The 15397-nt window shown below is 68.7% G+C and carries 16 protein-coding genes; 15 read left to right on the forward strand and 1 reads right to left on the reverse strand.

Features of this window, described 5'->3' with window-relative positions:
- Positions 1-48 precede the first annotated feature (48 nt).
- The 5 genes from queA to secF all read left to right on the forward strand — a co-directional run bounded on the left by queA (position 49) and on the right by secF (position 5618).
- Positions 49-1086: a tRNA preQ1(34) S-adenosylmethionine ribosyltransferase-isomerase QueA gene (gene queA, locus QLQ86_RS16465; protein WP_282817683.1), complete on the forward strand. Its 1038-nt coding sequence runs from the start codon at positions 49-51 to the stop codon at positions 1084-1086.
- 76 nt (positions 1087-1162) lie between these two features.
- Positions 1163-2281, forward strand: coding sequence for a tRNA guanosine(34) transglycosylase Tgt (gene tgt / locus QLQ86_RS16470; RefSeq protein ID WP_282817708.1), 1119 nt, complete (start codon positions 1163-1165; stop codon positions 2279-2281).
- A 66-nt stretch (positions 2282-2347) separates the two neighbouring features.
- On the forward strand, positions 2348-2683 hold the full coding sequence (gene yajC / locus QLQ86_RS16475) for a preprotein translocase subunit YajC (RefSeq protein WP_282736420.1): 336 nt from the start codon (positions 2348-2350) through the stop codon (positions 2681-2683).
- A gap of 151 nt (positions 2684-2834) precedes the next feature.
- Positions 2835-4685, forward strand: a complete 1851-nt coding sequence (gene secD, locus QLQ86_RS16480) for a protein translocase subunit SecD (RefSeq protein ID WP_282817684.1) — start codon at positions 2835-2837, stop codon at positions 4683-4685.
- 9 nt (positions 4686-4694) lie between these two features.
- Positions 4695-5618 (forward strand): protein translocase subunit SecF, encoded by a 924-nt coding sequence (secF, locus tag QLQ86_RS16485; RefSeq protein WP_282817685.1) that lies wholly within the window; start codon positions 4695-4697, stop codon positions 5616-5618.
- Between the two features lie 107 nt (positions 5619-5725).
- Here secF and QLQ86_RS16490 read toward each other — a convergent pair whose 3' ends face one another.
- Positions 5726-6520, reverse strand: coding sequence for an inositol monophosphatase family protein (locus QLQ86_RS16490; RefSeq protein WP_282817686.1), 795 nt, complete (start codon positions 6518-6520; stop codon positions 5726-5728).
- Positions 6521-6665: 145 nt separating this feature from the next.
- Here QLQ86_RS16490 and trmJ point away from each other — a divergent pair, with 145 nt between their 5' ends.
- The 10 genes from trmJ to ispG all read left to right on the forward strand — a co-directional run bounded on the left by trmJ (position 6666) and on the right by ispG (position 15387).
- A complete protein-coding gene (gene trmJ, locus QLQ86_RS16495; protein ID WP_282736416.1) occupies positions 6666-7412 on the forward strand; it encodes a tRNA (cytosine(32)/uridine(32)-2'-O)-methyltransferase TrmJ in 747 nt (248 codons plus the stop codon).
- Positions 7413-7496: 84 nt separating this feature from the next.
- Entirely contained in the window at positions 7497-8381 is an 885-nt protein-coding gene (gene cysE / locus QLQ86_RS16500) for a serine O-acetyltransferase (RefSeq protein ID WP_282817687.1), read from the forward strand.
- An 82-nt stretch (positions 8382-8463) separates the two neighbouring features.
- Positions 8464-8931 carry a Fe-S cluster assembly transcriptional regulator IscR gene (gene iscR / locus QLQ86_RS16505; RefSeq protein ID WP_282817688.1) on the forward strand — a complete coding sequence of 156 codons (468 nt, stop codon included), beginning with the start codon at positions 8464-8466 and terminating at the stop codon, positions 8929-8931.
- Positions 8932-9005: 74 nt separating this feature from the next.
- Positions 9006-10163: an IscS subfamily cysteine desulfurase gene (locus QLQ86_RS16510; RefSeq protein WP_282817689.1), complete on the forward strand. Its 1158-nt coding sequence runs from the start codon at positions 9006-9008 to the stop codon at positions 10161-10163.
- Between the two features lie 25 nt (positions 10164-10188).
- On the forward strand, positions 10189-10515 hold the full coding sequence (locus QLQ86_RS16515) for a HesB/IscA family protein (protein ID WP_282736412.1): 327 nt from the start codon (positions 10189-10191) through the stop codon (positions 10513-10515).
- A 188-nt stretch (positions 10516-10703) separates the two neighbouring features.
- Entirely contained in the window at positions 10704-11132 is a 429-nt protein-coding gene (gene ndk, locus QLQ86_RS16520) for a nucleoside-diphosphate kinase (protein ID WP_282736411.1), read from the forward strand.
- A gap of 61 nt (positions 11133-11193) precedes the next feature.
- Positions 11194-12321: a 23S rRNA (adenine(2503)-C(2))-methyltransferase RlmN gene (gene rlmN, locus QLQ86_RS16525; protein ID WP_282736410.1), complete on the forward strand. Its 1128-nt coding sequence runs from the start codon at positions 11194-11196 to the stop codon at positions 12319-12321.
- A gap of 125 nt (positions 12322-12446) precedes the next feature.
- Positions 12447-13175, forward strand: coding sequence for a type IV pilus biogenesis/stability protein PilW (pilW, locus tag QLQ86_RS16530; RefSeq protein ID WP_282817690.1), 729 nt, complete (start codon positions 12447-12449; stop codon positions 13173-13175).
- Between the two features lie 48 nt (positions 13176-13223).
- Positions 13224-14261: a RodZ domain-containing protein gene (locus QLQ86_RS16535; RefSeq protein ID WP_282817691.1), complete on the forward strand. Its 1038-nt coding sequence runs from the start codon at positions 13224-13226 to the stop codon at positions 14259-14261.
- Positions 14262-14271: 10 nt separating this feature from the next.
- Positions 14272-15387: a flavodoxin-dependent (E)-4-hydroxy-3-methylbut-2-enyl-diphosphate synthase gene (ispG, locus tag QLQ86_RS16540; RefSeq protein WP_282817692.1), complete on the forward strand. Its 1116-nt coding sequence runs from the start codon at positions 14272-14274 to the stop codon at positions 15385-15387.
- Positions 15388-15397 lie beyond the last annotated feature (10 nt).

Here is a 15397-nt window from a genome sequence, read left to right on the forward strand (position 1 = left end):
GGCTCGTGAAGCCGCCCGACACGCCCCTGAGCCGGATCAGAACGCCCCATGCAGCGCGCCGACTTCCACTACGAGCTCCCCGAGGAGCTGATTGCCCGCTACCCCTCCGAGCAGCGCAGCGACTGCCGCCTGCTGTGCGTCGATGGCACCACCGGCGCGCTCGCCCACCGCCGCTTCCCCGACCTGGTCGAGCTGCTCGCTCCCGGTGACCTGCTGGTGTTCAACGACACCCGGGTGATTCCCGCCCGCCTGCACGGCCACAAGGCCAGCGGCGGCAAGGTCGAGATGCTGCTCGAGCGCCCCCTGGACGCCCATCGCGGCCTCGCCCACCTGCGCTCGAGCAAGTCGCCGAAGTCCGGCACCGAGCTGGTCTTCGAGGGGGGCATTCGCGCCGTGGTGGAGGGGCGCCGCGAGGCGCTGTTCGAGCTGCGCTTCCTGGGCGAGACGCCGCTGATCACGCTGCTGGAGCGGCACGGGCACATGCCGCTGCCCCCCTACATCACCCGCGAGGACGAGCTGGCCGACCGCGAGCGCTACCAGACCGTCTTCGCGCGCCGCGACGGGGCCGTGGCCGCCCCCACCGCCGGGCTGCACTTCGACGAGCCGCTGCTCGAGGCGCTGGCCGCCAGGGGCGTCGAGAGTGCCTACGTCACCCTGCACGTGGGCGCCGGCACCTTCCAGCCGGTGCGCGCCGACGACATTCGCGAGCACCAGATGCACAGCGAATGGATCGAGGTCACCGAGGCCGCCTGCGAGCAGGTGCGCGCCGCCCGCGCCCGGGGTAGCCGGGTGGTGGCGGTCGGCACCACCAGCGTGCGCTGCCTGGAGTCGGCTTGCCTGCATAGCGCGAATGGCGAGATCGCTCCCTACAGTGGCGAGACCGACATCTTCATCTACCCGGGCTACGCGTGGCGCTGCGTTGATGCGCTGGTGACCAACTTCCACCTGCCGGAGTCGACCCTGCTAATGCTGGTGTCCTCCTTTGCCGGGTTCGACACGACCCTGGCGGCCTACCGGGCGGCGGTGGCGGAGCGCTACGCCTTCTTCAGCTATGGCGATGCCATGTTCCTGACGCGCAAGCCCTGACACCCGAGCCCTGACACGCCGACGCCCGGCCCAGCCCCGATGCGCCACGAGAGTCCCCATGCGTAAAGACAGCTTCATGACATTCGAGCGCCTGGCCAGCGATGGCCGGGCGCGCCGCGGCCGCCTCACCTTCCCGCGGGGGACGGTGGAAACCCCCGCCTTCATGCCGGTGGGCACCTACGGCACCGTCAAGGGCATGACCCCGGTGTCTGTGGAGGAGATCGGCGCCGAGATCATCCTCGGCAACACCTTCCACCTCTGGCTGCGCCCCGGCACCGAGGTCATCGAGGCCCATGGCGACCTGCACGACTTCGCCCAGTGGGAGCGGCCGATCCTCACCGACTCCGGCGGCTTCCAGGTCTTCTCGCTGGGCGCCATGCGCAGGATCACCGAGCAGGGGGTGCACTTCCGCTCCCCGGTGGATGGCGCCAAGGTGTTCATGGGCCCCGAGGAATCCATGGCAGTGCAGCGCTCGCTGGGCTCCGACGTGGTGATGATCTTCGACGAGTGCACCCCCTACCCCGCCACCGAGGCGGAGGCCGCCTTCTCCATGGAACGCTCGCTGCGCTGGGCGCAGCGCTCCCGTGACGCCCACGGGGACTCCCCCTCCGCGCTGTTCGGCATCATCCAGGGCGGCATGTACCCCGGGCTGCGCGAGCGCTCGCTCGAGGGCCTGCTCGAGATCGGCTTCGACGGCCTGGCCATCGGCGGCCTCTCGGTGGGCGAGCCCAAGGAGGAGATGATCCGCGTGCTCGACTACCTGCCGACCTGGATGCCAGAGGATACCCCCCGCTACCTGATGGGCGTGGGCAAGCCCGAGGACCTGGTGGAGGGCGTACGCCGCGGGGTCGACATGTTCGACTGCGTGATGCCCACCCGCAACGGACGCAACGGCCACCTCTTCACCGCCGAGGGCACGGTCAAGATCCGCAACGCCAAGCACCGCTTCGACACCCGGCCGCTCGAGGCGGGCTGCGACTGTTACACCTGCCGGCACTTCTCCCGCGCCTACCTGCACCACCTCGATCGCTGCGGGGAGATGCTCGGCTCGATGCTCAATACCATCCACAACCTGCGCCACTACCAGCGCCTGATGGCCGGTTTGCGCGGTGCCATCGAAGCGGGTACATTGGCGAACTTCGTGGAAGGCTTCTATGCGCAGCGCGGCCTGCCGGTTCCTCCCGCACCGAATTGACCCACGGCCGGCCCGCAAGGCCGGCCGTAGAACATCCCGCTTTCATCACCCAGGAGATCGTCATACATGCTGGACTTCTTCATTTCCCCGGCCATGGCCCAGGACGCCGGCGCCGCCGGTGGCGGCATCGCCCAGATCGTCATGCTGGTCGGCTTCGTGGCCATCTTCTACTTCCTGCTGTGGCGCCCCCAGGCCAAGCGTGCCAAGCAGCACAAGCAGCTGATCGGCAATCTCGCCAAGGGTGACGAGATCGTCATCGGCGGCGGCATGCTGGGCCGCATCACCAAGGTGAGCGACGACAGCGAGTTCCTGAGCATGGAGATCGCCGAAGGCACCGAAGTCAGCGTGCAGAAGAACGCCGTGGCCGCCGTACTGCCCAAGGGCACGCTCAAGTCCATCTGACCCGGGCGCCTTCCCGCCCCCGCCACGGCTCCTTCCGGGCTCCAGCGGGGGCCGCCCTGCGGCCGGTGCGGCAGGAGCCGCGCGACCGGCTCCCGCCCTCACCGGTCGCTTCGTCAGCTTCCAACGTCCGCAACCTGAGGGCAGGGCCCCCATGCTCAACCGTTATCCCCTGTGGAAGTATCTGCTGATACTCGTCGTCCTCCTCGCCGGCCTGGTCTACTCCCTCCCCAACCTCTTCCCCGAGGACCCGGCGGTCCAGATCAGCAGCGAACAGGGCGACGCCACCATCGACGCGCGCCAGCTGGATCGCATTCGCACCTCCCTCGACGAGGCCGGCATCGATATCCAGGCCGTCGAGGAAGAGTCCAACAGTGTGCTGATCCGCCTCTCCGATGCCGACGACCAGATCAGGGCCCGCGACCGCATCAGCGACATGCTGGGTGCCGAGTACGTCGTGGCGCTGAACCTGGCCGAGTCCACGCCCGCCTGGCTGCAATCGCTCTCCGCCTCGCCCATGACCCTGGGCCTCGACCTGCGCGGCGGCGTGCACTTCCTGCTGGAAGTCGACATGGACGCCGCCCTGGAGCAGCGCCTCGAGGTCAACGCCAGTGCCATGCGCGAGCAGTTGCGCGGCGAACGGATCCGCTACCGCGACACCGAGATCGAGGAGCGCACCGTCTCCATGGCCTTCGCCAACGCCGAGGACCGCGACGAGGCGCGCCGCCTGATCGCCCGCGAGTTCCCCGACTTCGACTATCAGAGCGAAGGCGATGACCGCGGCGCCCGGCTGGTCATGACCATGACCGACCAGGCCGTTCAGGAGCTCCAGGACTACGCCATCAACCAGAACCTCACGACCCTGCGCAACCGGGTCAACGAGCTGGGCGTGGCCGAGCCGATGGTGCAGCGCCAGGGGCCGGATCGCATCGTGGTCGAGCTGCCCGGCGTGCAGGATACCGTGGCCGCCAAGCGCATCGTGGGGGCCACCGCCAACCTCGAGTTCCGCCTCGAGGCGCGCCCCGACACGCCGGACAACGAGACCGAGTCCTTCCCGTTCCGCAACCAGGAGTCGCGCAGCGCCGACCTGATGCGTGACGTGATCATCAGCGGTGACAGCGTCTCGAACGCCAACCACAGCTTCGACGAGAACGGCCGCCCCCAGGTCAACATCGACCTGGACGGCACCGGCGGCACCCTGATGAACCGGGCCACCCGCACCAACATCGGCCGTAACATGGCGGTGCTGTTCATCGAGCACAAGACCCGCGAGACCACCGAGACGGTGGACGGCGAGGAGGTCGTGGAGCGCGAGCCCTACACCGAGCGCGGCATCATCAGCCTGGCCACCATCCAGAGCGCGCTGGGCAACAGCTTCCGCATCACCGGTCTCGACTCGCCCACCGAGGCGGCGGAGCTCGCCCTGCTGCTGCGCTCCGGCTCGCTGGCCGCGCCCATCTACTTCGTGCAGGAACGCACCATCGGGCCGAGCCTGGGCGCCGAGAACATCGAGCGCGGCATCATGTCGGTGCAGATCGGCCTGCTGCTGGTGGTGCTGTTCATGCTGGTGCGCTACAAGGTGTTCGGCGTCTTCGCCAACGTCGCCCTGGCCCTCAACCTGACGCTGCTGGTGGCGGCCATGTCGCTGCTCGGCGCCACCCTGACCCTGCCCGGCATCGCCGGCATCGTGCTGACGCTGGGTATGGCGGTGGACGCCAACGTGCTGATCTTCGAGCGCATACGCGAGGAGCTGCGCACGGGGCTGTCGGTGCAGCAGGCCATCACGGCAGGCTACGAGCGTGCCTTCACCTCGATCATCGATGCCAACATCACCACCCTGCTGGTGGCGGTGATCCTGTTCTCCATCGGCACCGGGCCGGTCAAGGGCTTCGCCGTGACCCTTTCGCTGGGGATCATCACCTCGCTGTTCACCGCCCTGATGGTGACGCGGGCGATGGTCAACCTGACCTACGGCGGCAAGCCGGTCAAGAAGCTCTGGATATAAGAGGTAGCAATGAAATCCCTCGTCAATCGACAGCTCGACTTCATGGGCAAGCGCGGGATCGCCTTCGCGATCTCGGGCCTGATGCTGCTGGTGTCGGTCGCCTCGCTGCTGTTCCAGCAGCTCAACCTGGGGCTGGACTTCACCGGCGGCACCCTGGTCGAGGTCCGCTACGCGGTGGCCCCCTCCCTGGACGCCGTTCGCCAGATCCTGGAAGCCGCCGAATTCCGTGACGTCTCGGTGCAGACCTTCGGTGCCTCCACCGAGGTGCTGATCCGCCTGCAGCAGGCCTTCGACCCCGATGTCGGCGAGCAGGTGGTGAACCTGCTGCGCGACGCCGGGGACGAGGTGGAGCTGGTGCGTGCCGAGTTCGTCGGCGCCCAGGTGGGCGACCAGCTGCGGGACCAGAGCGGCATGGGCCTGCTGGTGGCGCTGGGCATCGTGATGCTCTACGTGGCCTTCCGCTTCCAGTACAAGTTCGCCATTGGCGCCCTGCTGGCGCTGCTGCACGACGTGATCATCGTCGTCGGCATCTTCTCGCTGTTCCAGTTCGAGTTCGACCTCACCGTGCTCGCTGCCCTGCTGGCGGTGATCGGCTACTCGCTCAACGACACCATCGTGGTCTACGACCGCATCCGCGAGACCATCCGCAAGTCACGCATCGATGACATGCCGACGATCTTCAACGAGGCGATCAACATGACCCTGTCGCGCACCCTGGCGACCTCCGGCACCACCCTGCTGGTGCTATTGGCGCTGCTGCTGCTGGGGGGCGACATGATCCACTTCTTCTCCATTGCCCTCATCGCCGGCGTGCTGGTGGGGACCTTCTCCTCCATCTACGTGGCGGCCGCCCTGCTGCTGGCGGTGAAGCTGGATCGCGAGGACCTGATCCCGGCGAGGAAGGAAGACCCCGAGGCCGAGGAGCTGCCCTGACAGCGCCAAGCGGCACGCCCACCTCTTCGCCGAGGTCGAAACAGAAAACCCCCGCCGGTGATACCGACGGGGGTTTTCCTTTTAGCTTGGCGCTTGTGGCTCGGCGCTCAGAAATGCGGCTTGAGCTGCTGCACCAGGGCCTTGTAGAGGCGCGGTCCGGCGGCCATCAGGCGCCCCTCGATCTCGACACTGGGCTGGCCGTCGGGCGTGCCCATCAGGGCGCCGCTCTCCTTGAGCAGCAGCGAGCCGACGTGCAGGTCCTGCTCCTCCAGGCCCAGCACGAAGGCGGCATCCGCACGGCCCGCCGCCAGCTCGGCGATGTCGAGCAGGCCGCTGCCCGAGGCACGCTGCAGTTCGATCTGCGGGGCGAGCTGCTGCACCAGGGTCAGGTAGGTGGGCAGGAAGCGTGAGCGCAGCCAGGTCTCGGGCAGGCTCATGGCGATACGGGTGCCGGCCACGGCGGTGTTCTTCGACACGCGCAGGCGCTTGCCGTTGAGCTGGGCGCCGCGCCCGCGACTGGCCAGGTATTCGTCGTCGCTGAAGGGACAGATCACCACCGCATGCTCCGGGCGACCCTTGACGAGACAGACCACCGACAGCGCGAAGCCGGGGGAAGCGACACTGAGATTGGAGTAGCCGTGGAAGGGTTCGATCTTCCACAGGGTGTCGGCACCCTCGCCCTCACCGGCGCGGTGAGGCGTGAAGCGTCCTTCGACGCCATGCTGGGGGTAGCCGCGGGAGAGCTGACGGATGATCAGCGTCTCGGCATTGCGGGCGGCATCCTCGAGAAGGCGGTCGAGGTTGTGCTCCTGGTGGGAGTTCTCGATTCGCTCGCGGATGCGCAGGAACTGTTCGCCGGCGCTGCGTGCCGCACGCAGCGCGAATTGGACCATCGGATGCATGATCGGGCCTTGGGGAGTCAGTGGTGTTAAAGAACGGGTCGGCGCGCATCCTAGCAGAAGCGCACCGGGCGCGCCATTCGACGCACCGGGCCGGCGTGGTAGAATCGCTCGCCTTCGCCTCCACCCAGGATCTACAGGCCCCACCATGCTCGAGCGCATCCGCATCGTCCTGATCGGCACCAGCCATCCCGGCAACATCGGCGGCACTGCCCGCGCCATGCACAACATGGGCCTGGCCGACCTTGCCCTGGTGGCGCCGCGCTGCGAGCCGCTCACCGCCGACACCGTCTCCCGCGCCTCGGGAGCGGACCATATCGTCCACGGCGCCCGAACGGTGGAGACCCTGGAGCAGGCGGTGGGCGACGCCACCCTGGTCGTCGGAGCCAGCGCCCGCTCGCGGACCCTGCCCTGGCCGATGATCACCCCCCGCGCGCTCGGCGCCCGGCTCCCGGCGGAGCTGGCCAGCCCCGAGGCGCGCGTCGCCCTGGTCTTCGGCCGCGAGGACAGCGGCCTGACCAACGCGGAGCTGCAGCGCTGCCATGCCCATGTGAATATCCCCACCAACCCCGACTTCAGCTCCCTGAACCTGGCCGCCGCGGTCCAGGTGCTGGCCTACGAGTGCCGACAGGCCTGGCTGGGTCAGCAGGAGGCCAGCACCCCGGCCGAAGCGGCACCGCCCCAGCCGCTGGCCAGCCACGAGGAACTCGAGCGCTACTTCGAGCACCTGGAGCGCACCCTGGTCACCATCGGCTTCCACGACCCGGCCACCCCGCGACAGCTGATGGCCCGGCTGCGCCGCTTCACCCTGCGAGCCCGCCCCGAGCGCATGGAGCTCAACATCCTGCGCGGCATTCTCACCGCCACCGAGCAGCAGGCCGAGCGCCGAGACTAGATGGCGGACGCGGCTTGAAGCCGGCTCGCCGCGCCCCCACTATGAAGGCCATCCCCCATCGCCCCGCCACCCAAGGACCGCTGCATGCTTGAACGTCTGCGCGAGGACATCAACAGCGTATTCGCCCGCGACCCGGCGGCACGCAACTTCCTGGAAGTGCTGACCAACTACCCGGGCCTGCATGCCCTGCTCATCCACCGCCTCAGCCACTGGCTGTGGCGGAAGAACCTCAAGTGGCTGGCGCGCACCCTCTCCACCTTCTCGCGCTGGCTCACCGGCGTGGAGATCCACCCGGGGGCGACCATCGGCCGGCGCTTCTTCATCGACCACGGCATGGGCGTGGTGATCGGCGAGACCGCCGAAGTGGGCGACGACGTCACCCTCTACCAGGGCGTGACCCTGGGCGGGACCAGCTGGAACAAGGGCAAGCGCCACCCGACCCTGGAGGACGGCGTGATCGTCGGCGCCGGGGCCAAGATACTGGGCCCCTTCAGCGTGGGCACCGGGGCCAAGATCGGCTCCAACGCCGTGGTCACCAAGGAGGTGCCCGCCGGCGCCACCGTGGTCGGCATCCCCGGCAAGGTCGTGCACCGCGTCGACCCAGACCAGGGCGAGGAGCTGGAAGTGGATCCCGCACGGCGCGAGGCGATGCGCCGCAAGTTCGGATTCGACGCCTACGGCGTCAGCCAGGACATGCCCGATCCGGTGGCCCGCTCCATCCAGGCGATGCTCGACCACATGCACGCCGTGGACGAGCGCATCGAGCGCATGTGCACCACCCTGCGCAAGGTCGACGCCAGCTACCGCGACGGCCGCCTGCCGGAGCTGCGCGACGAGGACTTCGCCGACATCCTCGCCGACGTCGACAGCTGCTGCCCGCCCCGGGAAGAGCAGGGAGAGCGGGGCGCGGAGGGCACGCCACCGGGCGAGCGGGAGGCCAACGCGGCCCCTCGACGGCGAAATGGTTGACCACGATACTCGGTCTTTACCATAATGGCCGATCACGTTCATTGACTGCCGACCCGCGTGTCGGTGCCGAGGTGAGTTCCTCATGCGCCTGACCACCAAGGGACGCTATGCCGTCACCGCCATGCTCGACCTGGCCATGAATGCCGACACCGGCCCCATCAGCCTCGCCGACATCTCGAAGCGCCAGGAGATCTCGCTCTCCTACCTGGAGCAGCTGTTCGCGCGGTTGCGACGTGCCCGGCTGGTGGACAGCGTACGTGGCCCGGGCGGCGGCTACCTGCTGGCCCAGGCCGCGGAAGGCATCACCGTGGCCCAGGTCATCCAAGCGGTGAACGAATCCGTGGATACCACTCGCTGTGGCGGCCTCTCGGACTGCCAGCAGGGCGACACCTGCCTGACCCACCACCTTTGGTGCGAGCTCTCCGAGCATATCCACGACTTCCTCCAGGAGGTCACCCTGGCCCAACTGGCCGGACGCGGGGAGATCCAGGCCATCGCCAGCCGCCAGCGCGGCCGGTGGGACGACGGCATCCTGGCCTCCACCAGCTGACTCGACGTCCCCGACATCCGCTCCCGAAGCCCCCATCTCCACCGCCCCGATTCGACAACCAGAACAGCGAGCCCATGAGCGCACCCGTCTACCTCGATTATGCCGCCACCACCCCGGTCGACCCGCGGGTCGCGGAGGTCATGAGCCACTACCTGACCCTCGACGGCATCTTCGCCAACCCCGCCTCGCGCAGCCACATGCTCGGCTGGCAGGCGGAGCAGGCCGTGGAGAGCGCCCGCCGCCAGGTCGCCGACCTCATCGCGGCCGACCCCCGCGAGATCGTCTGGACCAGCGGCGCCACCGAGGCCGACAACCTGGCACTGACCGGCTTCATGCGCGCCAACCGGGCCCGTGGGCGCCACCTGGTGACCTCCATCATCGAGCACAAGGCGGTGGTCGATACCGCCTTGGCGTTGGAGGAAGAGGGTTTCGAGGTGACCTGGCTGACGCCGGCCCGCGACGGGCGCATCAGCCCGGCACAGCTGCGCGAGGCCATGCGGGACGACACCGTGCTGGTCTCGCTGATGGCCGTGAACAACGAACTGGGCGTCATCCACGACCTGGCGGCACTGGCCGAGGTGGCCCATGCCTTCGGCGCCACCTTCCATGTGGATGCCGCCCAGGCGGTGGGCCGCATCCCGCTGGACGTCGGCCGGCTCGGCATCGACCTGATGTCGCTCTCCGGGCACAAGGCCTACGGCCCCAAGGGCATCGGCGCCCTCTACGTGCGGCGCAGCCCCGACCTCCGTCTGGAAGCGCTGATCCATGGTGGCGGCCACGAGCGCGGCATGCGCTCGGGTACCCTGGCCACCCACCAGATCGCCGGCATGGGCGAGGCCTTCGCCATCGCCGCCGCCGAGGGCGAGGCCGACCAGGCCCGCATCTCCGCGCTGCGTGACCGCCTGCTCGAGGGCCTTGCCGATATCAACGGCATCCACCACAACACCACGGTCGAGGTGGCGGTCCCCAACATCCTCAACCTGGCCTTCGCGGGGGTGGAGGGCGAGTCACTGCTGATGGCGCTGCGCGACATCGCGCTCTCTACCGGCTCGGCCTGCAACTCGGCGAGCGTCGAGCCCTCCTATGTACTGAAGGGCATCGGCCTGCAACGCCCCCTGGCACTGGCCTCACTGCGCTTCAGCTTCGGCCGCTTCACCACCGAGGCCGACATCAACCGCACACTGGACGCCCTGCGACACGCCCTGGACGGGCTACGTCGCCGGGCGGTCTGACCCTACCACGTTCAGGAGAGAGACCATGGCGCACCTTTCGATCACCACTGCCGCCGCCGAGCAGATCCATCGGGTGCTCGATGAGCGAGGCCACGGCCTTGGCCTGCGGGTCTCGGTCAAGCCCAGCGGCTGCTCCGGCTACAGCTACGTACTCGACTTCGCCGACGAGGCGGCCAATGACGACGTGACCTTCGAGGAGCACGGCGTGATGGTCTTCGTCGCCCCCGAGGCCCTGGAGATGCTCGATGGCAGCGAGGTCGACTATGTCTCCGAGGGGCTCAACCGCTTCTTCCGCTTCAACAACCCCAACGTCAAGGACCAGTGCGGCTGCGGCGAGAGCTTCAGCGTCTGAACGATTGTTCAACGCCGTCCCGGAGCGTTATACTCCCCGCCCAGTCGGCGCACGCTGCCGAACTACCGGTCCGCCGAAACGCCGGTCCGATTCACACGAGTCGCCGCGCCGCCCTCTCCCCCGCGGAGCCAGGGGCGGCGCGGCGCTATCCATCTCCACATCATCCAGCCAACCGGAGACATGCCCCCATGGCCAACCAGCGCACCCTGTCCATCATCAAGCCCGATGCCGTCGCCCAGAACGTGATCGGCGAGATCGAGAGCCGCTTCGAGAAGGCCGGCCTGAAGATCGTGGCCGCCAAGATGCTCCAGCTCTCCGAGGAGAAGGCCGGTGGCTTCTATGCCGAGCACAAGGAGCGCCCCTTCTTCAAGGACCTGGTCGGCTTCATGACCTCCGGGCCGGTGGTCGTGCAGGTCCTCGAGGGCGAGGACGCCGTGGCCAGGAACCGTGACCTGATGGGCGCCACCAACCCCAAGGAAGCGGCGCCGGGCACCATCCGTGCCGACTTCGCCGAGACCATCGACGCCAACGCCGTGCATGGCTCCGACTCCCCGGAATCCGCCGAGCGCGAGATTGCCTACTTCTTCGAGGTGGACGAGATCTGCCCGCGCGGCTGATCACGCCTCTCCCGCGGGGGTGGCCACACCCCCGCCCTGCCCCAACGACTCGCTGACTGCCATGACCGCCACCACTGCTCCCCGTCTCACCAACCTGCTCGGCATGACCCGCGAGGAGCTGGAAGCCTTCTTCCTCTCCATCGGCGAGAAGAAGTTCCGTGCCGCCCAGGTGATGAAGTGGATCCACATCGAGGGCTGCGATGACTTCGCGGCCATGACCAACCTCTCCAAGGCGCTGCGCTCGCGCCTGGCCGAGGTCGCCGAGATCCGCGGCCCGGGCGTGGTCTACGAGGGCACCTCCAGCGACGGCACCCGCAAGTGGGTGCTCGAGGTGGAGGACGGCAGCTATGTGGAGACGGTGCTGATCCCCGCCGACAACGGCAAGCGCCGCACCCTGTGCGTTTCCTCCCAGGTCGGCTGCTCGCTGGACTGCAGCTTCTGCTCCACCGGCAAGCAGGGGTTCCAGCGCAACCTCACCGCCGCCGAGATCATCGGCCAGGTGTGGGTGGCCCAGCGCAGCGTGGGGCCGCGCCGCGACACAGCCCACCGCCCCGTCACCAACGTGGTGATGATGGGGATGGGCGAGCCGCTGCTCAACTACGACAACGTCGTCCCGGCGATGAAGCTGATGCTCGACGACGACGGCTACGGCCTCTCCAAGCGCCGCGTCACGCTCTCCACCTCCGGCGTGGTGCCGATGCTCGACAGGCTCGGCGACGAGCTCGACGTGAGCCTGGCCATCTCGCTGCATGCCGCCAACGACGAGCTGCGCAACGAATTGGTACCGCTCAATCGCAAGTACAACATCCGCACCCTGCTCGACGCCTGCCACCGTTACCTGGCCAAGTGCCACGACACGCGGATGGTGACCATCGAGTACACGGTGATCAAGGACGTCAACGACCAGCAGGAGCACGCCGAGCAGCTCGCCGCCCTGCTCGAGGAGCTGCCGTGCAAGATCAACCTGATCCCGTTCAACCCCTTCCCGCACTCGGGCTACGAGAAGCCCTCACGCAACCAGGTGGTGCGCTTCCAGCAGTGGCTCTATGAGCTGGGCTACACCGCGCCGATCCGCACCACCCGCGGCGACGACATCGATGCCGCCTGCGGCCAGCTGGTGGGCCGCGTCAAGGATCGCACCAAGCGCCACGCGCGCTATATCCAGTCCATCCAGATCGACGCCGACTGAGCGGGGGGGGTCGCCTTGACTTCAACTGGGCTCGGCGCTTTGATGGACGGGCCTTTTTTCACCGTCGCCCGCGTGTCGCAAGCCACCCGAGGCCAGCGGTTCCGTGCCCACCTGGAGAGGATGCCATGACTCGTCGCCCGCGCATGACCGGCCTGAGGCAGATACCCGCCGCCACCATGCTGCTGGGCTCGCTGTGGCTGGCCGGTTGCGCCACCCAGACCAACCTGCCCGGGGGCAGCGGCAACGAGGCCGCCGATGCCTACACCCGTCTCGGCGTCGCCTACCTCGAGCGTGACAACCTGTCGCGCGCCATGAATGCCCTGGACCGCGCCCTGGAGATCGATCCCCGTGATGCCGAGGCCCTGCAGGCCATGGCCATGGTCCATCAGCGCCAGGGCGAGGCCGAGCTCGCCGACGAGATCTTCCGCCGCGCCCTCGAGGCCGACCCCTCCTTCACCCGGGCACGCAACAACTACGCCGCGTTCCTGTATGATCGGGGCCGCCTCGAAGAGGCCTGCGAGCAGCTCGACCAGGCCTCCCGCGACACCCAGTACGACAACCGGGCGCAACTGTTCGCCAACCTCGGCCAGTGCCGGCTGGAGATGGGCGACGTCACGGCGGCCCGCGAGAGCCTGGCCCGCGCCCAGGCCATCGCCCCACGCCGTCCACGCAGCTACCTGCTGACGGCCGAACTCGAGTACGCCCAGGGCAACCTCGAGCGCGCCGAGCAGCAGCTCGAGACCTACATGCGCCTGGTCGGCCCGCGGGCCGAGGCCCTGCGCCTGGCCCGCGACATTGCCCGGGATCGCGGCGACCCGGCCACCGCCAGCTTCTACGCCGACCAGCTGGAGTGATCCCGTGCCGGGCCACGACCACCGTTTACTGACGAAGGATGCTCAGCCATGAGCGACATTCACACCGATGATGCCGCCGAGACCGCGCCACGCCAGGCCTCCCCGGGCGAGATGCTGCGTCGCGAGCGCGAGGCCCAGGGCCTCGACCGCGAGGAGGTCGCCGCCGCCCTGAACCTGCGCCCGGCGGTGATCCAGGGGCTGGAGGGCGACAGCTACGAGGAAGTGCCGGTGGCTGCCTATCGCCGCGGCTACCTGCGCAGCTACGCCCACCTGCTCGGCATCGACGACCGCCCCGTGCTCGAGGCCTACAAGGCACGCTTCGGCACCCAGGAGACCGAGCACCGCATCACTCCGGTACAGGTCACCCGGCCGCCCTCGCGCCTCGGCGCCTGGCTGTTCCGCCTGGTCACCGTGCTGGTGATCGCCGGCCTGATCGGCCTGACGCTGATGTGGTGGCAGAGCCGCGGCGGCAGCCAGCCGCCCGCGCCCGGCGATAGCGGGCCGGTGTCGGTGGACAGCCTGGATGGCAGCACCACCATCACCGAGGACGACACCGGCACCGAGGGCGACACGAGCACCGACGAGTCCCTGCCGCCACTGCCCGAGGAGGAGAGCGACCTCGGCCTGGTCGAGGACGCCCCCGCCGTGGACGAGCCGAGCGATGCCGAGCCGCCGTCGCCGGCGGACGATGACGCCGCCGACGAGACGGCGCCCGTCGAGGACGAGACCGCCCCCGACGATACCGCCGCCAGCGACGGCGAGGCGGCCGTCGAGGTCGAGCCCGACGCGGTGGCCGAGGCCGCCCCCGAGGCCGAGAGCCCCGCCGAGGCACCGGCCGGCGATACGCGGGTGCTGGAGCTGACCTTCAACGAGCAGTCCTGGACCGAGATCTTCGACGCCAGCAATGAGCGCGTCTTCGTCGGGCTCCAGGAACCCGGCACCACGGCACGCGTCGAAGGCGAACCGCCGTTCCGCCTGACCGTGGGCAACGCCACCGGCGTCGAGCTGGTCTGGCAAGGCGAGCCCGTGGACCTCCCGGCGCGCGCCGGGGCCAACAACGTCGCCCGCTTCACCCTGGGAGAATGATTCCGTCACCATGCACGCACAATCCCCCATCGTTCGTCGCAAGTCACGCCAGATCCATGTCGGCAAGGTGCCGGTCGGGGGCGATGCCCCCATCTCCGTCCAGAGCATGACCAACACCGACACCCTGGACGTGGCCGCCACCGTGGCCCAGATCCGCCAGCTCGAGGCCGCCGGCGCCGACATCGTGCGCGTCTCGGTCCCCGACATGGACGCCGCCGAGGCCTTCGGCCGCATCAAGCGCGAGGTCGAGGTCCCGCTGGTCGCCGACATCCACTTCGACTACAAGATTGCCCTGCGCGTCGCCGAACTCGGCGTCGACTGCCTGCGCATCAACCCCGGCAACATCGGCAAGGAAGAGCGCGTGCGCGCCGTGGTCTCGGCCGCCCGCGACAACGGCATCCCGATCCGCATCGGCGTCAACGCCGGCTCGCTGGAGAAGGACCTGCAGAAGAAGTACGGCGAGCCCACGCCCGCGGCCCTGGTCGAGTCAGCCATGCGCCATATCGACCACCTCGACCGCCTCGACTTCCCCGAGTTCAAGGTCAGCGTCAAGGCCTCCGACGTCTTCATGGCCGTGGCCGCCTACCGCGACCTGGCCGGGCGCATCGAGCAGCCGCTGCACCTCGGTATCACCGAGGCCGGCGGGCTGCGCTCGGGCACCGTCAAGTCCTCCATCGGGCTGGGCATGCTGCTGATGGACGGCATCGGCGACACCATCCGGGTGTCGCTCGCCGCCGACCCGGTCGAGGAGATCAAGGTCGGCTACGACATGCTCAAGAGCCTGCGCCTGCGCAGCAAGGGCATCAATTTCATCGCCTGCCCGAGTTGCTCGCGCCAGAACTTCGACGTCATCGCCACCATGAACGCCCTCGAGGAGCGCCTGGAGGACGTCATGACGCCGCTGGACGTCTCGGTGATCGGCTGCGTGGTCAACGGCCCGGGCGAGGCGAAGGAGAGCGATATCGGCCTCACCGGCGGCAGCCCCGCCAACCTCGTCTACATCGACGGCAAGCCGGCGAGCAAGCTGCGTAACGACCACCTGGTGGACGACCTGGAGCGGCTGATCCGCGACAAGGTCCGCGAGAAGCAGCAGGCCGAACAGGATGTCATCGCCCGGGACGCCTGACCCTACGAAT

Source organism: Halomonas rhizosphaerae (assembly GCF_030012485.1).
GTDB classification, from domain to species: Bacteria; Pseudomonadota; Gammaproteobacteria; order Pseudomonadales; family Halomonadaceae; genus Halomonas; species Halomonas rhizosphaerae.